The organism is Nodularia sp. LEGE 04288, from assembly GCF_963896525.1.
Lineage (GTDB): Bacteria > Cyanobacteriota > Cyanobacteriia > Cyanobacteriales > Nostocaceae > Nodularia.
The window spans coordinates 1-23,945 of record NZ_CAWQOY010000123.1 but is presented as its reverse complement, the minus strand read 5'-3'; the positions used below and the strand labels follow the sequence as shown (position 1 = coordinate 23,945).

At 42.8% G+C, this 23,945-nt stretch carries 22 protein-coding genes; 9 read left to right on the top strand and 13 right to left on the bottom strand.

Features of this window, described 5'->3' with window-relative positions:
- Positions 1-306: 306 nt before the first annotated feature.
- The 4 genes from AACX33_RS15950 to pap all read right to left on the bottom strand — a co-directional run bounded on the left by AACX33_RS15950 (position 307) and on the right by pap (position 4,535).
- Complete coding sequence (locus AACX33_RS15950) at positions 307-750, bottom strand: response regulator (protein ID WP_193998466.1); 444 nt, start codon at positions 748-750, stop codon at positions 307-309.
- A gap of 128 nt (positions 751-878) precedes the next feature.
- Complete coding sequence (locus tag AACX33_RS15945) at positions 879-1,616, bottom strand: Crp/Fnr family transcriptional regulator (RefSeq protein WP_193998465.1); 738 nt, start codon at positions 1,614-1,616, stop codon at positions 879-881.
- Positions 1,617-2,070: 454 nt separating this feature from the next.
- Positions 2,071-3,015 (bottom strand): GNAT family N-acetyltransferase, encoded by a 945-nt coding sequence (locus tag AACX33_RS15940; RefSeq protein ID WP_227789146.1) that lies wholly within the window; start codon positions 3,013-3,015, stop codon positions 2,071-2,073.
- Positions 3,016-3,023: 8 nt separating this feature from the next.
- The gene (gene pap / locus AACX33_RS15935) at positions 3,024-4,535 is read right to left on the bottom strand and encodes a polyphosphate:AMP phosphotransferase (RefSeq protein ID WP_193998464.1); all 1,512 of its coding nucleotides are present in this window, start codon (positions 4,533-4,535) and stop codon (positions 3,024-3,026) included.
- A gap of 297 nt (positions 4,536-4,832) precedes the next feature.
- Here pap and AACX33_RS15930 point away from each other — a divergent pair, with 297 nt between their 5' ends.
- Positions 4,833-6,947: a pentapeptide repeat-containing protein gene (locus tag AACX33_RS15930; protein WP_193998463.1), complete on the top strand. Its 2,115-nt coding sequence runs from the start codon at positions 4,833-4,835 to the stop codon at positions 6,945-6,947.
- A 72-nt stretch (positions 6,948-7,019) separates the two neighbouring features.
- On the top strand, positions 7,020-7,829 hold the full coding sequence (locus tag AACX33_RS15925) for a glucosaminidase domain-containing protein (protein WP_193998462.1): 810 nt from the start codon (positions 7,020-7,022) through the stop codon (positions 7,827-7,829).
- Positions 7,830-7,951: 122 nt separating this feature from the next.
- Here the strand turns inward: AACX33_RS15925 and AACX33_RS15920 are convergent, their stop codons facing one another.
- Positions 7,952-9,220 (bottom strand): hypothetical protein, encoded by a 1,269-nt coding sequence (locus AACX33_RS15920; RefSeq protein WP_193998461.1) that lies wholly within the window; start codon positions 9,218-9,220, stop codon positions 7,952-7,954.
- 232 nt (positions 9,221-9,452) lie between these two features.
- Positions 9,453-11,375 carry a tRNA uridine-5-carboxymethylaminomethyl(34) synthesis enzyme MnmG gene (gene mnmG / locus AACX33_RS15915; protein WP_193998460.1) on the bottom strand — a complete coding sequence of 641 codons (1,923 nt, stop codon included), beginning with the start codon at positions 11,373-11,375 and terminating at the stop codon, positions 9,453-9,455.
- 232 nt (positions 11,376-11,607) lie between these two features.
- On the opposite strand from mnmG, the gene AACX33_RS15910 reads away from it, so the two are divergent.
- Positions 11,608-12,183 carry a TIGR04376 family protein gene (locus AACX33_RS15910; RefSeq protein WP_193998459.1) on the top strand — a complete coding sequence of 192 codons (576 nt, stop codon included), beginning with the start codon at positions 11,608-11,610 and terminating at the stop codon, positions 12,181-12,183.
- Positions 12,184-12,433: 250 nt separating this feature from the next.
- On the top strand, positions 12,434-13,009 hold the full coding sequence (locus tag AACX33_RS15905) for an ABC transporter permease (RefSeq protein WP_193998458.1): 576 nt from the start codon (positions 12,434-12,436) through the stop codon (positions 13,007-13,009).
- Positions 13,010-13,102: 93 nt separating this feature from the next.
- On the opposite strand, the gene AACX33_RS15900 is transcribed toward AACX33_RS15905, so the two are convergent.
- The 4 genes from AACX33_RS15900 to AACX33_RS15885 all read right to left on the bottom strand — a co-directional run bounded on the left by AACX33_RS15900 (position 13,103) and on the right by AACX33_RS15885 (position 17,101).
- Complete coding sequence (locus tag AACX33_RS15900) at positions 13,103-13,501, bottom strand: hypothetical protein (protein ID WP_193998457.1); 399 nt, start codon at positions 13,499-13,501, stop codon at positions 13,103-13,105.
- Between the two features lie 146 nt (positions 13,502-13,647).
- Positions 13,648-14,724, bottom strand: coding sequence for a magnesium-protoporphyrin IX monomethyl ester (oxidative) cyclase (gene acsF, locus AACX33_RS15895; protein ID WP_193998456.1), 1,077 nt, complete (start codon positions 14,722-14,724; stop codon positions 13,648-13,650).
- 294 nt (positions 14,725-15,018) lie between these two features.
- On the bottom strand, positions 15,019-16,230 hold the full coding sequence (tnpB, locus tag AACX33_RS15890) for an IS200/IS605 family element RNA-guided endonuclease TnpB (RefSeq protein ID WP_193998455.1): 1,212 nt from the start codon (positions 16,228-16,230) through the stop codon (positions 15,019-15,021).
- Between the two features lie 241 nt (positions 16,231-16,471).
- Positions 16,472-17,101 (bottom strand): DUF2996 domain-containing protein, encoded by a 630-nt coding sequence (locus AACX33_RS15885; RefSeq protein WP_193998454.1) that lies wholly within the window; start codon positions 17,099-17,101, stop codon positions 16,472-16,474.
- 110 nt (positions 17,102-17,211) lie between these two features.
- Here AACX33_RS15885 and AACX33_RS15880 point away from each other — a divergent pair, with 110 nt between their 5' ends.
- Positions 17,212-17,421 (top strand): type II toxin-antitoxin system HicB family antitoxin, encoded by a 210-nt coding sequence (locus tag AACX33_RS15880; RefSeq protein ID WP_193998453.1) that lies wholly within the window; start codon positions 17,212-17,214, stop codon positions 17,419-17,421.
- A 45-nt stretch (positions 17,422-17,466) separates the two neighbouring features.
- Here the strand turns inward: AACX33_RS15880 and AACX33_RS15875 are convergent, their stop codons facing one another.
- Both AACX33_RS15875 and thrC read right to left on the bottom strand, forming a co-directional pair.
- Positions 17,467-17,742, bottom strand: a complete 276-nt coding sequence (locus tag AACX33_RS15875; protein ID WP_089093423.1) for a MoaD/ThiS family protein — start codon at positions 17,740-17,742, stop codon at positions 17,467-17,469.
- Between the two features lie 91 nt (positions 17,743-17,833).
- Positions 17,834-19,138, bottom strand: a complete 1,305-nt coding sequence (gene thrC / locus AACX33_RS15870) for a threonine synthase (protein WP_193998733.1) — start codon at positions 19,136-19,138, stop codon at positions 17,834-17,836.
- Between the two features lie 280 nt (positions 19,139-19,418).
- On the opposite strand from thrC, the gene AACX33_RS15865 reads away from it, so the two are divergent.
- Complete coding sequence (locus AACX33_RS15865) at positions 19,419-19,862, top strand: DUF2267 domain-containing protein (protein ID WP_193998732.1); 444 nt, start codon at positions 19,419-19,421, stop codon at positions 19,860-19,862.
- Here AACX33_RS15865 and AACX33_RS15860 read toward each other — a convergent pair.
- Positions 19,859-20,230 (bottom strand): winged helix-turn-helix transcriptional regulator, encoded by a 372-nt coding sequence (locus AACX33_RS15860; RefSeq protein WP_193998452.1) that lies wholly within the window; start codon positions 20,228-20,230, stop codon positions 19,859-19,861. The genes AACX33_RS15865 and AACX33_RS15860 overlap by 4 nt on opposite strands.
- Before the next feature lie 90 nt (positions 20,231-20,320).
- Between AACX33_RS15860 and AACX33_RS15855 the strand changes: the two genes are divergently transcribed.
- From AACX33_RS15855 to AACX33_RS15845, 3 genes are all read left to right on the top strand, one after another.
- Positions 20,321-21,076: a glucose 1-dehydrogenase gene (locus AACX33_RS15855; RefSeq protein ID WP_193998451.1), complete on the top strand. Its 756-nt coding sequence runs from the start codon at positions 20,321-20,323 to the stop codon at positions 21,074-21,076.
- 58 nt (positions 21,077-21,134) lie between these two features.
- Positions 21,135-21,857: an SDR family NAD(P)-dependent oxidoreductase gene (locus AACX33_RS15850; RefSeq protein ID WP_193998450.1), complete on the top strand. Its 723-nt coding sequence runs from the start codon at positions 21,135-21,137 to the stop codon at positions 21,855-21,857.
- Between the two features lie 214 nt (positions 21,858-22,071).
- Entirely contained in the window at positions 22,072-23,769 is a 1,698-nt protein-coding gene (locus tag AACX33_RS15845) for an alpha-keto acid decarboxylase family protein (RefSeq protein ID WP_339406803.1), read from the top strand.
- Positions 23,770-23,945 lie beyond the last annotated feature (176 nt).

Here is a 23,945-nt window from a genome sequence, read left to right as displayed (position 1 = left end):
TAAGAGCAATATAATTAATCTCAATTAATTATTATTTTCCAATTTGTGGAACTATTTCAAACCTGTATTTTTTATTTTTTTACCATAACTCATAAATATTGAAATTACGAAAGTGTTTTTTACTGCAATCAAAATACAACGCTGAATCTACTGATCAGGGACAGACCAATCAAGAAAAATGCCAAATTGACTCGTGGGATGGGAATCACTCTGCTCGCCGTGACGCTAACACGCTTCATACATTCCGGCAAGAAGAAGATGCCTACCCCACAAAATAACAGAGAAAAATGATAATTTGGCTAAATATTACCAGGAATGACAAGTCAGTTCGCCTGCCAAACAAATAGCTGGCTTGCATCTAGTCAGACTAGCAACCTCATTGACTAATTCATCTAAGTTTATCGGTTTGCATAAGTGTGTTTGAAAACCGGAAGAAAATGCATATATGCGGTCTTCTTCCCGCGCAGATCCTGTTACCGCAATAGCGGGAATCACTTTTCCTTCAGCTGCCATCAAATCTCTAACTTTTGGTAGCAAGGAGTAGGCATCTTCATCAGATAGATAGATGTCACTAATTAAAATGTCAGGCTGAAATTGAGATATTACTTCTAGAGCTTCACTTGCCGAAGCTACAGCTATCACCTTCGCTCCTTCTAATTCAAATAGGATATTTAAAATTTGTCTTGTGTCAGCATCATCATCAACAACCAGCAAGCGTAAACCTTCAACTGAGATGGATTGAGTATACATTAAATATTACCCTCGTGTAGTTATCACACCCTGAGTAGCAACGGCATTCAATTGCACAACAATTTATAGGTTACACAAACTGAACATTGGGTGTCTGTCCGGTTTCGCACATAACAACCGCAAAATATTTATTTGTCCCGGCGATCAGATCCTTTGCCCAAAAGTCGATCAAACTCGTCTTTCATTACCTGATAACATTCACAAGAAGTAGCTTCTAAAGCCTTTCGATTCTGGATGCTAATATTACCACGGCTATAGTGAATAATTCCCTCTTGGCTCAAAGTTTTAGCAGCCACCGTCACACCAGAACGGCGTACACCTAGCATCTGGGCAATGAATTCTTGCGTGAGTGGAAAATCATCTGATTCCATGCGGTCAGAGACAGTTAATAGCCAACGGGCGAGGCGTTGCTCCAGGGTATGGAGGCGATTGCAGCCGGCTCCTTGTGAAACTTGAGTATATAGAGTTTGGAAGTAGCGCAGTAGGATATTTTGCAGTACACCACCCCGATCAAACTCACTTTTCAATACATCTGCTTTCATCTGCAAACCACCGTCGGGGACTTGCACAATTGCTTTGGTGGTTGATTGGTTGCTTCCCAAAATTATCGGGATACCCACCATACCTTCGTTGCTCACTATACCGACTTCCACAGAAGACCCGCTTTCCATAATTGTTAATAAAGAAACTACTGCCTTATGAGGGAAATAAACATCTGTAATCAGTTCTTCTGACTCTATCAGAACCTTACCAAATGGTAGTGACACAGGATTTAAGTGAGGAATCAGGCGCTCATATTCAACATCAGGCAGAGCAGCAAGCAAACGATTTGTTCTCGACTCCAGGGCATGATTATCTATTGACATTAGGAGTATCCTTTATATAGGCACTTTAGAAAAGGCAACTCAATTCATAAGGAGAGCAATTAAGGAATATATTCCTAACGTCAAACAGATGTATTTTCTAAAGAAGATTTTTTTTGAAGCAATATTTTATCTAAATATATCTCTATTATAGATAACTGGATGGGAAAATTCACGCGGTTGGGAAATTATTAGCATAGTTATCGCAATCCTATATGCATTGTGATAGCTGGCGTGGTGCAGCTATATAAAAAATGTGCCATCAGAGTCCAGAATATCTGCGTTCATCAATAGATACCGCCCGAATTTAAATATGCTTTTGATAAAACTCTTGTAGAGACGTGATATCTCACGTCTCTATATTCTTTATCACTAGATGTCTAATAGTAAAACATCGAAACTACTGTGGTGATCGTAACTAATTCACCGGACTTAATATGACTTCTGCACCGAGGTACTAGCGCCAATCATCGAGAGCAAAAACATCTGGGCGATTATATCCAGGGTCATTGGGTTTATGCATTGCCACTCCAATGATGTCACTACGAAAACCACAAGCCAACATTTTCAAGTAAGCTGACTCTCGACTAGTATTAATTCCTGCAACTAAGCGAGACATCCCCAGAGTTACAGTCAATGCTTCACACAAATTCAATAATTGCTCAAAACATTGTCCGGCATTAATTCCAGATCGCACTGCACCAAATTTGACAAAGCAAGTATTACTACCTGCTTCCGTACCTGCCCCAGCATGACAGACCGCAAATCCTAGCAAGCCTGAATCATCCCATAAAAAGATGGTATCTCCTAGTTCTTGGTCTTGAACTATCTGAATTTCTTGTGATACATCTAACCCCTGATAGATGGAATCAGTGAGTTGACAACTTGCTTTGATACATTCCCTACGTTCATCTGCCGTCATTTGGGAGAATCTTGCACCTGGGGGTAATGGCTGAGATGACTGTACTGACTTTGCCAAAATCACAGTCAGAAAACGCAACCGATACCCAAATTTCTGGTATAGTGCATGATGCTTAGGACTTTGAGCAAAAGTAAAGAGTCCTGATAGTTGAGTATTCCAATCAGTAAAGCAAGCGATCGCAGGTTCAATCAGACGTTGGCCTAAGCCTTGGTTCCAAAGGTCAGGATGAATGCTTAAAGGTCCAAAATAGCCAAAGCTACCCCAATTAATCACTAAATTAGACCCAACTAATTTACCATCCACCTCAGCAGCGAAAGCAGCATTGGGATTAGTTTTCCAACGGTGAGAAAAAAAAGTTGCATCCCCGTAAAACTCAGTTGGTTCAGGTAGTCCGACAAAAGTACCAAAAGCCAGCCGAAATATATGGTCAGCTGTGGCTAAATCATTAGCTTGTAGTAGGCGAATTGAAGTATTCATCATCCTGGATTTTAGTTATCACTCTGCTTACGACGTTTTAATTCCGCCTCAATGGCTTCCACAACAGTTTCAATGACCTTGACTCTGGCATAATATTTGTCATTAGCAGGAACAATTGTCCAAGGAGACGTGGCGGTGGTGGTGCGCTGAATTGCCTGATTTACGGCGACATCGTAATGACTCCACTTTTCCCGATTGCGCCAGTCTTCATCGGTCAGCTTATACTGCTTAAAAGGATCATTTTGACGGTCTGTAAAACGTTGAAGTTGTTCCTCTGGGCTAATGTGTAGCCAAAACTTGACTAAAACATAGCCTGCACTGGTTAACTGAGACTCAAATTCATTAATTTCGCGGTAGGCTCTGCGCCACTCGATTTCCGAAGCAAAGCCTTCCACACGCTCCACTAACACCCTTCCATACCAGGAACGGTCAAAAATCCCAATTATCCCAGATGTGGGTAATCTGCGCCAAAATCGCCAGAGGTAATGATGAACTTTTTCTTCATCTGTGGGCGCAGCAAAGGGATGCACAAAGTAACTCCGAGGATCGAGAATATCGGTTAGCCGCTTAATCGCCCCGCCTTTACCTGCTGCATCCCAGCCTTCAAACATCACCAGGACAGGAATTTGATGCTTGTGGATGCTTAATTGTAACTTGCGTAGTTTTACCTGTTCGTTGGCTAATTGCTCTTCGTATTCGGTTTCTGAAAGGCTTAAGCTCAAATCAACTTGCGCTAGTAAGTCTGACTCGGTGGTTTCTAATTGCGTCTGTGCAGGTAAAGCGGGAGCGGGAAGCTGAATTTTCAGCCTATCTAAAGCAGCAGTCAAGGTAGTAGTCAGATGGGTGAGTACCTTCACCTGCACCCACCGTTCAGAGTCAGCCTCGACTAAAGTCCAAGGTGCAACCCCAGTACTAGTTTGCACGAGCATTTCTTCCGCAAAGGTGGCGTAGCGGTCATAGTGTTTTGCTTGCTTCCAGTCTTCTTTTCGCACTCGCCAAGCGGTTAATTCATCTTTGGCGTAGTCTTTTAAACGACTTTTCAATTCTTTACGACTTAGATGCAACCAAAATTTAGCGATCGCAGCTCCATCATCCACCATTTGACGCTCAAAGGAATTAATTTGCCCCATTAATTTGATCACAGTGGGAACTTGATCTATTCCTACGCGCTCAAATAAGCGTTCTTCTAAAACATGAGTATACCAACTGTGATAGAAAAAACTGATATTACCTTGGGCGGGTAATTTTTCCCAGAATCTCCACAGGAAGGGATATTTGCGTTCTTCTTCACTCGGTGGCCAGATAGGATGTACTTTAAATCCACGGGGGTCCATGTAAGAAACCATTTGCTTCACCAACGCACCCTTACCAGAAGCAGCCCACCCTTCCAAGACCACGACTACAGGTAATTTTTTATCCCTACAGGCATTTTGCAGTTCTCGCAGTTGATGCATCAGCCGATCAATTTCTGACTTATAGGTGGCTTTATCTAAGGAAAGTGTTAAATCGAGTGTATCCAGCATAGGAACTTTTTTATCTCCGTATTGCTGAATTATGGCATCATACTCATATTTCTGGTTTTAAGAACACAAACAACAAATAAAGATCCCCGACTTCTTGAAGAAGTCGGGGATCTGAGCCTCTCAATGTTTGCACCTGTAGAGTCTTTGCAGGTAGAAACTGGAAACGAGGATTTCTCGGATAAAAAACAAAATATTGCCCTAAAAACCGAAAAAATACATACTAAAGGTGTATCAGAATATCGATCACCTGTTAAATCGCCGTGGGCGCTCCTTCAAATACAAATTACGAATTAATCTATGCACCAGGATTACTCCGGTAAAAATCTCCGTGGGCGCTCCTTTAAAGGTCAAAAACTTGAGGGTGCAGATTTTAGCTATGCAGATATCAGAGGAGCAAATTTCACTGGGGCTAATCTCAAAAATGCCAACTTCAGCCATGCTCAATGCGGACTACAAAAACGTTGGGCGATTTTTCTAGTTGCTGTTTCGTGGTTGTTATCTGCAATTTCTGGATTTTTCTCAGCCTTCACTGGATACTTAATATCTTTGATATTTGACAGTTCAGACATAGAAAATCAGATTGGAGGTTGGACTGCCTTAATAGTAGTCATTATTGTTTTCATAGTTATCCTTGTCCAAGGATTAAACTCCGCCATCGCCATCGCCATCGCCTTCGCCTTCGCCTTCGCCGGAGCCATCATCGCCGCAGCCGCAGCCGCAGCCATCGTCGGAGCCTTCGCCGAAGCCGCAGCCGGAGTCATCGCCGGAGTCGGAGCCATCGCCATCGCCGCAGCCATCGCCGCAGCCATCGTCGGAGCCGCAGCCATCGCCATCGTCGGAGCCTTCGCCGGAGCCATCGCCGCAGCCTTCGCCGGAGCCATCGCCGCAGCCTTCGCCGGAGCCATCGCCGCAGCCGCAGCCTTCGCCGGAGCCGCAGCCATCGCCGGAGCCGCAGCCGTTGGTGGAACTTTATTTAGTGCCTACATTGCTTGGCGAGCCATGAAAGGCGATGAAAAGTTTTCTTTGATTCAAAAAAATGCTGTTGCGTTTGCTGCTTTTGGTGGTACAAGCTTTCGTCGTGCTGATTTAACTGATGCTAACTTCACAGCAGCCACACTCAAAAGTACAGATTTCAGAAAAGCAACTCTGATTCGTACCTGTTTCCAAAAAACAAAAAAACTCAACCGTGTACGCCCTGGTTTCACTTACCTTGATAATGCACAACTACAACAATTGTTATTTACAGGTGCAGGACAAGAGATGAACTTTGAGCGTCAAGATTTGCGGGGTGTCAATTTAAAAGGGTTCATTTTAACAGATGCCAACTTTATCGGCGCAAATTTAAGTGGAGCTAACTTACAGGATGCAGATTTATCCAGAGCCAAATTAGTCCAAAGCCAACTGGATGGAACTGATTTTACTGGCGCTACTCTCACCGGAGCATACATTCAAGATTGGGGGATTACCAACAATACCAAGTTTGATGGTGTGAGATGTGAATACGTTTATATGCATCTTCCTACCAAAGAAAAGCCTAACCCCCTCCGCAAACCAGATAATAACAAAGAGGTTTTTGCAGATGGAGAATTTGCTGATTTCATTCAACCCATCTTCGACACCCTCGACCTCTATCATAACCAAGGTGTTGACCCCCGTGCTGTGGCAATTTCTTTTAAGCAATTAGCTGAGAATCATCCAGAAGCCGAATTAGAAATTGTGTCCATGGAAAAACGAGGACAGGATAAGTTTTTGCTGCGGACTAAAACTGCCCCTACTGCTGATAAATCCGAATTGAGTGCAGAATATTTTGACACTTACAATCAGCTTAAAGGTTTGCCAGAGGCACAAATTAAATTACTATTAGCAGAAAAAGATAATCAAATTAGTAGGTTAGAGAATATGGTGATGACGGCGCTAGAGCGTCCTCATTTTTATTCCAGTACACAAATACAAGAGGTAAGTGCTATGAATAATAATCCCGGTGGGTTTTCAATTGGTGGTTCTGTTGGCGGTAATGTCAATAACTTGCAAGGTGATAATAATCAAGCTGTCTTTGGTGATGGTAATCAAGTCACACAAAAAAACCACACAGGTGCAGATGGTGAATCATCATTAACTAAAGATGATGTTGTCAAGTTGATGGCAGAACTGGAAACTTTGATTAAAGGTTCAGAATTACCCGCAGATACTAAAGAAGAAGTAATAGAAGATTTGAATGCCGCGAAGAAAGCCACAGATAAAGAAGAACCAAATAAACAACGAGCATTGGAGCGTTTAACAAGTGTGGCAACAACGATTGAAAAAACCACTAAGACTGTAGATGCTAGTCGGCAACTTTGGACAACAGCCAAGCCGATTTTTGTGAAACTTTTAGGTTGGTTAGGCGCTGCTGGGTTGAACTTGTTGGGATAATCCAAGAAAAAGATCCCCGACTTCTTTAAGAAGTCGGGGATCTGAAACTCTCACCAAAAGGAAAATAAATCTATGGCATTAATAGACGATTTAATTAATAGTTACTTTTACACAAATTTACGGGATACTTTTGCAAAAGTTGGACTGGAATCTGCAAAAATAAATGATCTAAGTTGGCAAAATTTAAAAGAAGTTACTCTGGCACAATGGCTACTGGAATCTGGTAGAGGTACAAGTCAACTGGCTATCCAAGCTAATAACTTTGCTGGATTGAAATGGCGATTTCCCGATATGTCAGGCTTTGCTGAACCTTTAAAAATCAAGGTTCCTTCTGAAGCACAACCAGTAGAATTTTGTAGCTTTTTAGATGTGAATGCTTTTATTTTGGGTTATTGGAAGTTCTTAACTCGTTCTCCCTATAAAGGTTTAGAAGCATATACCAACACACCAGAAGATTTTCTGGGTTTTCTCCGAGAAAGAGGCTATGCCGCAGATCCAAATTATGTTACTAAGATTTTAAATTTGCTGCCAGAAGCTCAAAAATTATTGGCTGATGTCGCCCAAATTGTGATTGTTCCTACTTTACCGACACAGCTTGAGTTAATCAGCGCTCCTCAAGAGGTGGAAGTGGGACAGAGTTTGAGAATTGAAGGTGTAGCGAAACCAGCCGACGCGGGAAGATTTTTGGCTGTGATTATCGATGAGCGATTCCCAGCCGGGGGTATTAGAATCAATCAGGATGGTAAATGGCAACTGAATTTTGTGTTTTTCCAAGCAGGCGATCGCCAAATGCGGATTACAATTGATGATCAAATCGTAGATATCCCAATTAAGGTTGTTCCTATGACTCCAAATTTTACTAAGCTAACCATGTCCATCTGAGTCTTGAAAAAAATATATCCCCAAAATAATTAACCCGCTTAAGCAGGTTAAATTTGGACTCTTATGGGGTTAATACTTAGCACTTTGGTATAAATCGAGCTAGCACGAAAGCATTAGCAGTTTTACAACTTCTGTCCCGCAACAATCGATCGCACTTCGCCATTGCGACGAATGATCGCTTCACCGTTGGCTACATCTACTAAAGTCCAGCCACTCGCACCGATGCTTTCTCCCATATTAATCCGGCGAGTTACCCCTTCAAATTCAAATAAAGCAGCAGATTTATCCCCTAACTCTAGTAGTCCCGCTAAGGTATGGGTAACAGTTATTGCCGGGGACGTTTGTAAATATGCTTGCTGTGGGGCTTCTGGCGGTGATGGTGGCCGCACGTTAAGTGGAGCGCTCTGCACGGGTACAGGTTTGAGTTCTGGGCGCACAGCCGCTACCACATTGCCATTCCCCGCCTTGGCTGGTTGCACAGCTTTCATCTCTGTCTTGACAGCCTGCGGTTGAGGCTTCGGAGAATTAGTTGCTACCTGTGGTTGAGGTAAGGGAGCTACGGGAGTTGGTGGTGGTGCATAGCGCATTGGTGACGGCGCTTGATAAACAGGAATGTAAATCCGCTCGACAACACCTGTAGAACGGTTAATAACTGGTTGTGTATTGTTAGCGGCTAGAGGTGGTGCTAAATCACCAGCCACAGATGAAGAGTTAGAAACTCCCCGATTGGCGATTTCGGGAACAGCAGATGTGCGATTACTGGTTTTTTCTTGCTTGTCGATAATCGCCAGCGCTCCCAGCATATAGTTAACCAATTCTCCCTGAACATCTACTTTGGTAGATAACTGCGTCTGGGGTAGATAGATATCTGGTTGAGTCAATCTGGAAGTGATCAGAGTCAGCAATCCAGACTGCACTATATATATTGTGCCTGCGATCGCTGCACCGGCAATCAGCAGTTGTCCCAGATTCAGCCGAGTTTTCTGGTGCTTAGTAATTGCCCCAGGTGGATTAACTACAACTGTACCAACTTCCTGATTCCTCAGTTGATAATCTGTATTTTCACTGCGAGTCAGGGTGTGTGATAAAACAATCTGCGGCACATTAATTGTTTGCAGATGCTCATATGTTGAAACCTCTGGTGTGGCCGATTCACCCCCAAGATCAAACCAATCGTCTGTGGAAGTTTGTTCTATAGAACGTGGTGTCACACTGCCATGCCTTAAAGTCTGGTCAGGCAGATTCCCACTAACATCCAAAATTTCGTCAATATCGGCAAAAAGTTCTTCCATCAAGCCATCAGCATAAAATTCTATCGCCGACGGCTCGTTGGTGATTAACTCTTCTGATGGTTCTGGGATAATGAGATGAGTTCTGGCTGCTTGTAACATAAGGCATTTTGGGTTGTGGCTGCCAGGAAGGGGCAACGCCGCCCCTATTCCCTGGTAATCAAGATTTTTGTAGAAGCTTCCAAGCCCTCGTCAAAATGAGACGAACTGATTGCTTGGTAATATAAAATTAAGCATTAATCCGGAAACTGCTGATGATGCCATTACTTAATTAATGTCATCTATCATACTACTTCCTTCACTTCTACTATACTCAACCTTCATGAACTTTAACTTAAGCTAATGCCGGAAATTCTGACTGGCTCTTAGTTTTACGCAATTCTAAATATATTAACAAAGCGTTAATATCTGCCGGATTTACGCCGCCAGTGCGTGCTGCTTGACCAAGAGTCAGGGGTTTTACCTTCGTGAGTTTTTCCCGTGCTTCTTTAGAAAGGGTATCAATTGTGGTGTAATCCAAGTCCGCAGGTAGCTGGCGGTGCGCTTGACGAGCAATTTGTTCAATCTGATTTTGTTGTCTAGCGAGATACCCAGAATACTTGATGTCAATTTCTGCGCCTTCTTTTTCCGCTGGCTTGAGGTTGGGGTTTCCCAGTCCGTAGCTATCCAGGTCAACATAATGAAATCCCGGACGGCGCAGCAATTCTGCTAGAGTAATTGAACCTTTGATTGTTTGTTGGGATACAGAAGCGATCGCCTGACCTACTTCATCATGTTCTTTGATTCTCGTGGCAGATAGGCGTTGTTTTTCCTCAGTAATCTGTGCTTGTTTTGAGGTAAACAAATTCCATCGCCGGTCATCAATTAAGCCGATTTCTCTTCCCAGAGGAGTCATCCGTTGGTCAGCATTATCAGAACGCAGCAGTAACCTATATTCAGACCGGCTGGTCAGCATTCGATAAGGTTCCCGTAAATCTTTGGTACACAAATCATCAACCAGCGTGCCAATATAACTGTGTTCACGGGGGAAAACAATCATCTCTTCACCACGAACCAACCGCGCCGCATTAATTCCCGCCACAATTCCCTGCGCTGCGGCTTCTTCATAGCCAGTTGTGCCGTTAATTTGTCCAGCACAGAATAAACCAGAAATTTTCTTCGTCATCAGCGTGGGATAACACTGAGTGGCTGGTAAATAGTCATATTCCACAGCATAGGCTGGACGCAGCATACTACATTTTTCTAAACCGGGGAGACTGCGTAGCATTTGCAATTGCAAATTTTCCGGCAACCCTGTAGAAAATCCTTGGATATATAATTCCGGAATATCTCGTCCTTCTGGTTCAATAAATATTTGGTGGCTTTCTTTATCAGCAAAGCGAACAATTTTATCTTCAATGCTGGGACAATAGCGGGGTCCTTTCGCCTCCACCCAACCACCATAAACTGGTGATAAATGTAAATTTTCCCGAATCAGACGATGAGTTTCCGCAGTGGTGCGGGTGATGTAGCAAGGAATTTGTTCCTTTTCTACCCAGACCTCCGGGTCAAAGCTAAACCAGCGGACTTCTTCATCTCCTGGCTGGATAATCATTTTGCTGTAATCAACAGACCGCTTATCTACCCGTGCTGGCGTACCGGTTTTGAGTCTTCCGGTTTCAAAGCCCAAGCGATTTAAAGTTTGTGTCAAACCTTCAGCCGCAAATTCCCCAGCCCGTCCGGCTGGCATAGATTTGTTACCTACCCAAATTTTGCCACCCAAAAAGGTGCCAGTTGTCAAAATTACCGCTTGACAGCCAAAAGCCACACCAAAGTAAGTCTCAACACCAATCACTTGATCATTAGCATCCAGCACCAAGTCTGTGGCCATGGCTTCGCGAATGGTCAAATTTTCTTGGTTTTCCACAATCGTTTTCATGACTGCGGCATATTCGCGCTTATCACTTTGGGCGCGTAATGCCCACACCGCAGGCCCTCGTGAAGAGTTGAGGATGCGCTTTTGCAGGTAAGTCCGGTCTGCAACTTTGCCAATTTCCCCACCCAGTGCATCCACTTCATGAGTCAACTGAGATTTAGCCGGGCCACCCACTGCGGGATTACAGGGTTGCCAAGCGATTTTATCTAAGTTGAGTGTCAGTAGCAGAGTCCGGCAGCCGAGACGGGCAGCAGCAAGGGCAGCTTCGCAACCGGAGTGACCTGCACCGACGACAATGACATCAAAAGCGTCTTGAAATTCAACGGAATTGTGCATGGTCATACTTACAAGACAAGCAAGTTTAGAGTTATTAATTATTTTAACCGATTCACTGGTTTAATTATTGGACATAAGTGATAAAAATTACCAGATTTTACCCAACCGCACATTTATGTTCATAGACTTTAGTTTTACTAAACTACCTTCAGAGAGATACTGCCACGACTCACTTTCGGCATAAGATAATAATCACTAGAATACAATAGTCACTTATTAAATTTCTGGAGTTCTGTTTGTGGGCTTATTTGATGATTTAAGTAAATTTCTAGAAAATCGTTTAGAAGAATTTTTGCGTAACAATCCACATTTGGAGTTAGAAGCACTGTTAGAACAGCTGCGGCAGCAAGAGGAAGATACTTTAAAGTTGATTGCAGAGTTAAAATTACAGGAAAAGCGATCGCAAGACGAAATTCTCTCCACCGCCCAAGAAATTCAGCTTTGGCATATCCGAGTGGAAAAGGCCAAAAATGCTGGTAGACAGGATTTAGCCGCCGCCGCACAGGATAGAGAAGCCGCCCTATTGCGGGAAGGAAACAAGCGCTGGGGACAAATGCAGGGGTTAAAAGAACGCATAGCCCAATCTCAAGAACTACTACGGAAAATTCAAGTGCGGCGACAGGAAGTGCAAACCAAAGCCACAGAAGCCCAAACAGCCCGCACTCAAGCTCAAACTCAGCAGCGCATCGAAACAGAAGGCTGGTGGAATCCCACCAGCAGTTACACCAGTGGATTGGACGATTTAGAAGAAAAATTTCGCCGTTGGGAAACTCAAGATGAGTTGGAACAAATGAAGCGTAATTTGGGGAAATGATCTGGTTTCAGTTATCAGTGAACATTAATCGGTTCACTGATGCTCTCTGGGAAAATAGTATTGAATTATATTTATTGACATGAGAATCCAGAATGTGAATTCTGGAAATTTTATTTAATTTGTGAACTAAGAGGATGTTTACTGGTAGCTTTGATATAAGCAGACTTTAATACCTTCTTACTGTTTGTCTATTCGCTATTTTTTGTGATTGCCGCAGTATTTGCCAAAGGTTACAAATGAGTACTGAGGCATGGAAACTAGTATATTTTTAGATGTTTTAGCTAGCTTGCAAAAGTTGTTCGTCGGTTATATTCCAGCTGCTGTTTTAGGTAGTGTTGTGGGATATTTAATAGGTATAAATGCCCCAATTCATCAAATATTCAAGCGGTTATTTCAAATACCCCATAGTATCCCTCCTATAGCTTTGCTACCGATTGCGCTCGTAGTCTTTGGCGATAACAGTGAACCAGCCACCGTGGTCATCGTTTTTCTTGGTACTCTCTGGTCTATGATTATTAATACTGCCATAGGTATGCAACATTTTCGTAGACAGAAAAATAATTTTCGCGTAGCTATATTTCATCTATTTCATGCTTTGAAAGTTGGCATTTGGATAGCATGGTTTACAGTAATCGCGACTGAAATGTTGATTGGACCAAAAGGGCTGGGATTTCTCATTTGGAATGCTTATAAAACTGGCAACGCTAATGACATCATTGAGGCGGGACTGTACATTGGTATTATTGGCTTGTTACTCGATCAGTTGCTAGATTTTACCGGAAATCTACTGTCGCAGATTGTTTCCGATGGCAAAAAACCTTCTTAAACTTTTGGTAGATATTATCTAGCATTGGGGATAGCACTGCGCCAATTACAGCGATTTTCAGCTAATTGAACCACATCTTGATATCTCACGCCACTATTTTCTGGTAAATTTCCATAAGATAAGACTCAGCAAGCACCCTAGCAAAAAGCCTATGACAACTGCCACAGGAGCAAAGACGACAAACATTAAATCTGCCTGATTCCCTTGAGGAAATCGACCCCACGCAACAATGCTGAAGAATCCAATTATTCCTCCTGCTACAGTGCTTCCTGTCATCCAAAGCATAATCCGACTAGTATTGAGATGAGATGCTGCAAGCAGTTCCACCAATCCCAGAACTGATCCTAAACATATTCCGAAAATTGCTCCGTAAGCTACAGTGTTATTTAGCTGACTGTATTTAATCATTGCAGCCCCAATCAGACTTAGGGTAATTCCTAAAATTAACCAGACAATTAGTGCTACTAAAGCCAGAGCTTGTTTTCGTTGCATTAGCTTGCTCATCAAGATTGATTAAATCAAAATTACATCCTTCATCTGGCTCATTTCTCCTAGAGTTCAAGTGGCTCCGGATGAAGAAAAAAAGTGGCTCTGGACATCACAGAACCACTCAAGTTGATAAAAATTAGTTTTCTAACCTAGCGCACTGCTCCATGAGTAGAAACCGTATCAATGGGTTTCATGAGGTACAAACGCAGGAACTGCCAAGCATGAGAGAGATAAATTGGCGCTTTTTGGAAGAATTGGAAGAATTTAGGAGTTTGAGAATTGGCGATCGCAGCCAATTTTTCGTTATTCTGAATACACACATCCAAACGCTGATAAAATTCGGGATTTTCTACATCCAGCATCAGCGGAAAGACTCGACCCGCATTTTCGTTGGTCTTTTTAATGACGTGGATGTCGTATTCTCGTGCATCTAATCCCAGGGAAGCATAAAAATCTTTACGCTGGATGTCATTGAGATACATTGTCCCAAACACTGACAGCAGGAAGAAGCGACTCCAAAGTTTTGCCTTCCAATCATTCAACATTTGTGGCTGGGATCTCATCATCGCGTCAAAGAAATCTCCATGACGGTTTTCATCCTGACACCAGTTTTCAAAGAACCGGAAAATTGGGTAAATTCTATCTTCAGGATGTGCTTCTAAATGACGATAAATGGTGATGTAGCGCCAATAACCAATTTTTTCTGAAAGATAAGTCGCGTAGAATATGAATTTTGGCTTAAAGAAGGTATAGGAGCGACTCTTGGTCAAAAAGCCTAAATCTAGCGACAGATTGAAGTCTGACATCGCTTTGTTCAAAAAGCCTGCATGACGAGCTTCATCTCGTGACATCAGGTTGAAGCACTCAGCTAATACTGGGCTTTTTCCCTTCAAACGGCGGCCGAGTTCTTTATACAGCAAAAATCCCGAAAACTCTGCCGTGCAAGAACGTTCGAGAAATTCTACAAACAATTGGCGAGTTTCTCCGTCAATGTGATCCCAGGATTGCTCAAACTCGGTATCTCGAACGAAGTGATGGCGGTTATAGTCAACACGGAACTCTTCGAGGATGGCTTGTAACTCGTCTTCGTTGACGGAGATGTCCATCCGTTCCATTTCATCAAAATCGGTGGTGTAAAACCTGGGTGTTAACAGGGTTTCTTTGGCCGGGGTTTTCACTCCTGGCCGCATTTCTTCAAAGCCTGGTTTTTTGAGGGAATCTACCATGTCTTAATTGCTCTTTTGTCTTTATTATCTTGAGTACACCAGAAAGCTCATCCCAATTCGTAATTCAGAAAGTCAGACTGCATCAGGGTTTCCCCATGATTGTATCTGTGGCATCCTGTTTCCCAATTAATCTTTGGGGTAATGCTCTCACAAGGCGCAGGAGACGAGAATAATTGATTTGTATAAAACTCAGTCTACCAAGATGCAGCCTAGAATTTAGTATAGAAAAAGTTAAGAGTTGCAACAATATCTCAACGCTGAAGGAACCCAGATTGAACCTCGCATGACTAGAAGTCACGCGATTCCTGCTTCAAAGATCTCTGCCTGAAATAATTCAGGACTTACAAGTTCTCCACAGGCGTTTTTTATAACCTCCGGCGTACCGACGGCGGTTAGTAATCTCAAACCCTCACTTAATATATTAAGCGCTGCATTTTTATCCCTTAAGTTGTAATTATTGCAACTAGGACAAGACCATTCACGCAACTTTAAATCTTTAACTAATGGGTTGATAAAACCACAATGGTTGCAAGTCTGGGATGAGGGATAAAACGTGTCAACTTTTTGGACAACTCTGTCATGCCACAAAGCTTTGTATTCCAACATGGTAATGAATTTAGACCAACTAGCATCTGAAATACTCAATGCTAATTTATGGTTCTTGACCATGTTAGCAACTCGCAAATCTTCAATACAGATAATGCTGTTTTCTTTGATTAAGCGGGTTGACAACTTGTGCAAAAAGTCATCTCTCAAATTGGTAATCCGTTCGTAGGTACGAGCCAGCTTGACTTTCGCTTTGACTCGATTACTACTACCTTTTACAGTGCGAGATAATTTCTTGTGTGCTTTACGTAATTTCCTTTTTTGAGTCCGGTAATATTTGGGATTGTCTACAACTTCACTGTTACTAGTAACAAGATAAGACTTTACTCCCAAATCTAACCCGATATTTTGTGTTACTTGGGGATATTTCTCTATCTCGGTTTCACACAGGATACTGGCAATATATTTACCAGAAGCAGTCCGGTTTATCGTAACGTTTACAAGCTTCCCAGCAATATCTTGTGACTTGTGAAACTTGACCCATCCTAGCTTAGGAAGCTTTAAACGATTCTGTATTATCTGTATGTTGCCGTTGGTAAGATTCGTTTTGTAAGATTGCTTGCAGCCATTTTTTTTCTTAAACTTAGGGAATCCGACACCTTTCTTGTTCTTAGACTTTTTCAAGTCAGCAAAAAAGTTTTTGTATGCTGCTTCTAAATTCTTGAGTGAATTCTGTAAGGCAAATTTATCTACTTCTTTTAACCATTCAATCTCTTTTTTGAATAGAGTTAACTGCTGACTACAAGCATTGTAGTTTAAAGTTTTTTGCTCAGTCGTGTATAGCTCCTGCTTCAATGCTAAAAAGTGGTTATACACAAACCTAGCACAACCGATTGTCTTATTAATTAAGACTTGTTGGTTGTGGTTAGGAATAAGTGTTACTTTAAACGCTTTTTGCATTCTGAGTTTTGATATACCGCCGAAACAATTTTATCATATTCCATATCAGAATATGGTAAATATAGGAATAGGTCACGCCTAACTCATGACTAGAAGTCACGAGTGTGCGGCTTGCAGAAATCAAGAATTGCTAGTCAGAGGGTGTCACTCTAAATCAACAAGCGATCGCTTCTCAAGTCTACCAACCAACTGATAACGACCCCATTACTGGAGCCGTTACCTACTACTTCGATGAACTTAACTAATTTCTACCTAGCCACTTCTGACCGTTCAAACGCTGGACTATACCAAATACTAAAAGGTCTAGTGTAATCTTGCGCTCATCAATTAAGAATGACTCAAGTGTGCTAGGTTTTTTCCCTTCGTTGCAAGAAAATCCCTTTTTCCCGGTAATACTTTCCTCTGGGAAATACACGTTAAACTGACGTTGACCATTTTGCCAACTGCCAACAACTTGCCAGCATTCTTCGGCTGACTGAAACCCCGATACGGGAAGTTTCTGTTTCGCAAAAGCCAGCTGCAAATCTTCTACACCTTCCTGGGCGATCGCTTTTTGCAAAGTTGGCAAGTAGTGTTGCTCCATAAACTCTACAAAGGGCTTATCTTCCACCGCTGGAGGTTTTTCCTTTTTTGCGGCTTTGGCTGCGGCAGGGGGCTTTTCTGCCTTGGGTGGTGCTGTTTTTGTCGTAGCGGCGTTGGGGTTAACTTCTGGGTTCGCTGCTTTGGGGTCTGGCGCGTTGGCAGTAGGGATATCTGTTGCTACTGGTTCGTCAGTGCTGGGAACATTTACTTCAGCGACAGTGGGAGCCTGTTTGTCAACAGTGCTGGGAGCCACTTCTCCCGCTTGATTGTGATTTTTTTCTTCTGCCATTGCTCAGGTCAATCCTTTGTCTAGCTTCGGGAGCGATTTTATCTTCATTTTGACATAGGAGAGCTTGGCGATCGCTGTAAACTATAAAGTGTAACTAAAACTTCCATGCCATGAAGCTTTTGCAAGACTACACCACTGTGATTCGTCCTGATGACAATGGCACATTTGTGGCTTATGTCCCAGCGATTGTTGGTTGTCACGCTTGGGGAGAAACACCAAATGAAGCTCGTGTCGAACTCGTTTATGTGTTTGACATGATTCAGGAAGAATACAAAGAACAATGCGATCGCACCCCTAAATCAAAGAGTGCAATCGTTTGAATCTCAAGTCAAAACTGCTTCGGGCTACGAAACCCGTGTTCTGTATCAACCACCAGCCACAGCTGGGACAATACTTACTTCATCACCATCTTTGAGTGGTGTCTCTATCCCATCTAAAAAGCGGATATCTTCACTATTCACATAGAAATTTAAAAATCGCCGCGCCTGTCCTTTTTCGTCACATAACCGGGCTTTAATACCAGGGCAGTTTTGCTCTAGAGAATCGAACAGTTCAGAAACATTACTACCACTACAGGTCAGGGTAGCTTGGTTATTTGTGAATTTTTGCAGGGCAGTGGGAACTAAAACTTTAACAGCCATAGAAGTAGAAATTTAAGAGTGAAAGGGGAGAGTTAAGAGTCAAGTTAGCAGTTGAAAGTTAGGAAGAAAACTCTTAACTCACAACTCGTAACTAAACGAGGACTTGTTGCCATTCCAAGCGGTCAAGTGTGCGAGAGCGCTCTAAGGCACGTTCAAAACTATCTAGTTTAGCATCAATTGTCAAAGGTTCGCCGACGTAGCCTTGGACTGCTTCTTGAGTTTTCAAACCATTACCAGTGATGTAAACTACTGTAGTTTCATCTGGGTCAATCTTGCCGGCTTCGACTAATTTTTTCAGCACAGCAATGGTTGTACCACCTGCTGTTTCTGTGAAAATGCCTTCGGTTTCTGCTAGTAGCTTGATGCCTTCAATAATTTCGGCATCATTGACTGATTCAATATTACCGCCAGTTTTCTTAGCCAGTTCAACAGCATAAATACCATCTGCGGGATTACCAATGGCTAGTGATTTAGCAATTGTATTCGGTTTCACTGGTTTAATAAAGTCGCGCCCTTCTTTAAATGCTTGGGCGATGGGTGAACAACCTTCGGGTTGAGCGCCACTGAAGCGGACATCTTTAGCTTCTACTAAACCGACTTCCACAAATTCTTGGAAACCTTTATAAATTTTGGTGAATAGTGAACCAGAGGCCAGGGGAGCAACTACATGATCTGGTAGTTCCCAACCGAGTTGTTCTGCAACTTCAAAACCTAAAGTTTTAGAACCTTCAGAATAATAAGGGCGCAAATTAATATTGACAAAACCCCAGCCGTGTGTATTTGCAACTTCCGAGCAGAGACGATTTACCTGGTCGTAGTTGCCCTTGACTGCCATCAGCGTGGGACTGTAGATTAAGCTACCCAGGATTTTACCAGCTTCTAAGTCTGCGGGGATGAATACACAACAATCTAAACCAGCATGAGCTGCGATCGCAGCTGTAGAATTAGCCAAGTTACCAGTGCTAGCACAGGAAACGGTAGTGAAACCCAACTCACGCGCTCGGCTGAGAGCCACTGACACCACCCGATCCTTAAAGCTCAAGGTGGGCATATTCACAGCATCATTTTTAATATAAAGCTTATTTAAACCCAGGCGACGAGCCAGGCGGTGGGAACGGACCAGGGGAGTCATTCCTGTTCCCACATCAATTACATTGTCAGTTGCAACGGGCAAAAAGGGACGGTAGCGCCAAATTGAATTTGGACCGGCGGCAATTTTTTCACGAGTGATCGTCAGACGTAACTCACTGAAATCATACTTGACTTCCAATGGACCAAAGCATAACTCACAGACATGACTGGCTTTAAGTTCGTATTCCGCACCACATTCTTTACACTTTAAAGCTTTTAAAGTCGAAGTTGTTGATTGGGTATCTTTGGTGATTGCTTGAGTCATAAATGAAGCCTTCCCTGTTTTGTCGCTCAACTGTCGCCTGATACTAACACGAGTCAAAATACCCGTCAAACATACCCGACTATTTTTATCGGGTATTGCTGTGTAATTCATCTCACATTCAGGTTTAACAGTGACTCAATCCCTGAGACAGAGGAGTAAATTAGGTATCACACACCATTCGTCAGAGGAGAAGCGACTTCTGAGTTCTTAGGATGGACTGGAGAAGATGAAAGGATTGGAAAAACAGGCAACTCAAAGCATAGAGACAGGAGCGATCGCTATGACAATGACAGGACTGGATATTTTTGATACGACAGTTCAGACGACAATTCCTTGGGTAAATGACTTGTGTAATAAGCTGGGCTGGGAAAGTAAGCATCAAGTATTTCAGGCATTACGCGCCACATTACACGCCTTGCGCGATCGCCTGACGGTAGCAGAAGCGGCACATTTAGGAGCGCAGTTACCCATTCTCTTAGGAGGGTTTTATTACGAAAACTGGCGACCTGGCGCAACTCCCACTAAAGAAAGGAATAAAGAAGCATTTTTACAGCATATTCGTGATTATTTTCGCAACATTGACCCCGAAGTTGATGCCGAGCGGGTAGTGCGTGCGGTATTCCAACTACTGGCGGAACGGGTTACCAGAGGAGAAATTGATGATGTGATTAATATGTTACCGCCGGCGTTGCGAGAACTCTGGCCTGAAGAAGTCCGAGCTTAAACTTCTGATTTCTGCTGACGTTCGGATACCAGTTTTAATTCTTCTTGGTGCTGCCAAGCCCATGCTGCCAACCCAGCAATTGGTTCAATCAATTTTTCCCCAAAGGGCGTGAGGTCATATTCCACCTTGGGCGGCACAATCGGGTATACGGTGCGATTAACAACACCAGCTGACTCCAACCTTCTCAGGGTTTGTGTCAGCATTTTTTTGGATATCTTAGGAATTTGACGTTGAAACTCAGTATATCGCTTAGTACCAGAAGATAGGAGATACAGTACTGGCGGTGTCCATTTATCTCCGACTAAATCGAGCATTTGCCGCACAGGGCAGTCTGCGCTTAAGAGTATTTGCCGATTGTTAGGAACCATGAGGTAACTATATCACCTGGAAGTTCCTTCTTGTAAAGAAGAATCCAAATCAGGCACACTGCTGTAGTTACTGAAAATGGAGCGATTTGGATGAAACCGTTAGAAAACAAAGTTGCCCTGGTGACTGGTGGTACTTCTGGCATTGGGCGTACTACTGCGATCGCTTTAGCTCATGCTGGTGCCAAAGTTGTGGTAGTCGGACGGAGGGAAGAAGAAGGTAGTGAAACCGTCAACTTAATTCACCAGGTGGGAAGTGAAGGTTTATTTGTGAAAGCCGATGTCTCTCAAGAAGCAGACATAGCAGCAACCATTGCCGCCGTTGTCAATAAGTTTGGTAGGCTGGATATCGCCTTTAATAATGCCGGGTTGCTGGGTGAAAATGCCTTGCTGGCAGAGCAAACAGAGCAAACTTATGACCGAGTTTTTGGAGTCAATGTCAAGGGAGTTTTTCTCTGTATGAAGCACGAAATTTCCCAGATGTTAGCTCAAGGCAATGGAGGCGCAATTGTCAACACATCTTCCATCAATGGTTTTCGTCCTTTAGCACCCGGCTTATCGATTTACGATGCCTCTAAAACTGCTGTAGTGATGCTGACAAAAGCCGCCGCACTAGAATATGCTTCCCAAAAAATTCGGATAAATGCGATCGCACCAGGGCCAATTGAAACTGAAATGCTCAGTCAAGCAACTGGCGGTAATACCAAAGCTTTTGAAAATTTTGTTCCCGCCGGACGTTTGGGTAAACCAGAGGACATTGCTAATGCTGTGATCTGGTTGTGTTCTGATGCTACCGATTTTGTCAACGGACATACCCTAGCTGTGGATGGTGGGGTACTAGCGGCGTAATCACGGCTTGACTTTCTCAATGTGGGTTGTCGAACAAAAAATTAATCCGGGAGCAATCATGAATCAACTAGAAAACAAAGTTGCATTAATTATTGGTGGTGCAGGCAATGTGGGAGAAGGCATTGTGAGGGCATTTCTCAAAGCAGGAGCCATAGTAGCTGTACCGTCGCGCCAAGCCGAAAAACTAGAAGAACTACGCACTTATTTAGGTAAACTGGCTGATGGCGATCGCTTTATTCCCATTGTCGGAGAAATTGGACAAATTGATAGTGCCGAGAGCATTCGCGACCAACTCCTCAAACAATTTGGACAGATTGATGCTGTAGTTGCTTCCCTTGGTGGTTGGTGGTTTGGCAACAAACCCATCACTGAAGTCTCAATCACAGAATGGCAACAATATTTAGATAGTAATTTAACCAGTCACTTCATCGCCGCCCGAACATTTCTGCCTATGCTTCAAGGACATCAGGGAGCTAGCTACACCTTCATTGGAGGAGCCGCAGCCGAAGTCCCGATTCCCAATGTCAGCCCTGTGAGCATTCCTGCGGCTGGACAGCTGATGCTAGCTCAGGTATTGATGGAGGAAAACAAAGGTCAAGCTGTGCGGATTAACGAAGTTATTGTTCATAGCTGGGTAGCGACTCGCACCAGCAAAGAGCGCAGTCAACCTACCTGGATTAGTGCTGATGATATTGGCGAATTTACAGCTTGGCTGGCTTCTGACGCAGCATCTATGGTGAATAGTAGTCTTCTACGCTTGTATGAAAAGCCTGCGACTTAGGCTGAATACTTATGTCTAAGTTATACCATTTCTGTGTAAAGCTGCGCTGAATTTCTTCCTTTCTTTTTTTCTTTCTTTGTGTCCTTTGCGCCCTTCTCCCAAAGGGAGAGGCTAGCGCCAATGTGGTTCGTTCCTCCTATAATTCAGCGCATCCTCATACAGAATTGGTCTTAGTAAAAAAAAGCGGTTGGCATATTGAACCAACTGCTTTTTAATGTCGCTAAAATTATGGATAAATTTTCTCCACTTACCCCTTGCTGTCATGACTACAGTTAGCGAATATTTATTCCATCGATTAGAAAGCTTAGGTGTCCAACATATCTTTGGTGTACCCGGAGACTATGTACTAGATTTAATGGATGTCTTGAATCAAACTCCCATTAATTTAATTTGTAATTGTAATGAATTGAATGCTGGCTATGCCGCAGATGCTTATGCACGGGTAAAAGGTTTAGGTGCAGTTTGTGTTACCTACGGTGTTGGTGCTTTTAGCTTAGTTAATGCCGTGGTTGGTGCTTATGCGGAACGAGTTCCCCTGGTAGTAATTAGTGGTGCGCCTAACAGTTCTGTGAGAAAAAGTAACTTGCTGCTGCACCACACCACAGGAGACTATAACCTCCAGCTTTCTATTATGGAAAAAATCACAGTTGCTGCCGTCAACCTGACGAAAGCCAGTCAAGCAGCGAGTCAAATTGATCAAACTCTGGCGGCTTGTCTTCATTACAAACGACCTGTTTATATTGAAATTCCCTTAGATTTAGTTCATCAACCTTGCACTCTGCCTGAAACTCAATTACCTTCGCCATTCAAATTAACAAATCCCGAAACATTACCAGAAGCCTTAGAAGAAGCCGTAGAAGAGGCAGTTGACTTATTAGAAAAAGCACAGCGTCCCGTCATTTTAGCCGGGGTTGAATTTAATCGGTTTCGTTTAGAAAATAAACTGCTGCAACTTTTAGAAACTACTGGTTATCCCCTAGCTACAACTATGCTGGGTAAATCTTGTATTTCCGAGATGCACCCGCAATTTATTGGTAACTATGTAGGGGCTTTGAGTCGAGATGATGTCAGTCAACGTATCGAAACGGCTGACTGTGTATTGTGTCTGGGAGCGATTATGTCTGATATGAATTTGGGAGTATATACTGCTAACCTGGATGAGCGCAAGTTAATTAATGCCAATTCAGAGAAAGTCAAAATTAAACATCATTTTTATCAACCTGTTTATTTAGGAGATTTCATTGATGGTTTAATTGCCAAGCTTCAGAAAAAAGACGCTGCAACTTTGGAAATTACGCCAGCTTCAGATGTACTTTTCAAAACTTTTATTGCCCAACCTGAAAACAAACTGACAAATCGGCGTTTTTATGAACGCATGAACCATTTTCTAGAAGATGGTTTTATTGTAATTGCTGATACGGGAGATGCAATTATCTCGACAATGGATTTATTAATGCCTCAAGAAACAGATTTTATTGGACAAGCCTTTTATTTATCCATTGGTTATTCGATTCCCGCCTGTTTGGGTGCAGCTATGGCAGACCCCCATCGCCGCCCGATGGTTTTTGTGGGAGATGGAGCTTTTCAAATGACTGCTCAAGAATTATCCACGATTATTAGATATCAAATCAACCCGATTATTTTCCTGATTAATAATGATGGTTATACCATTGAGCGCGTAATTCAAGATGGCCCTTATAATGATATCCAACCTTGGAAATATCACCAAATGCCGCAAATTTTCGGCGAAAGTTGGAGTTGTGAAGTGGCCACAGAAGGCGAATTAGAAGCAGCTTTATCCCAAGCTAAAGCCAATACTAACTGTGTTTCTTTTATTGAAATTCACCTTGATAGGTTTGATTGTTCTCAAGGTTTAACTCGTCTAGGTAAAGCTGTAAGTAAAAAGGCTTAGATTATACCAATAAACCAAACGAGAAACTCAGATGCAGTTGGACTTTCTTAATTACGAATTACGAATTACGAATTACGAATTACGAATTACGAATTACGAATTACGAATTACGAATTACGAATTACGAATTACGAATTACGAATTACGAATTACGAATTACGAATTACGAATTACGA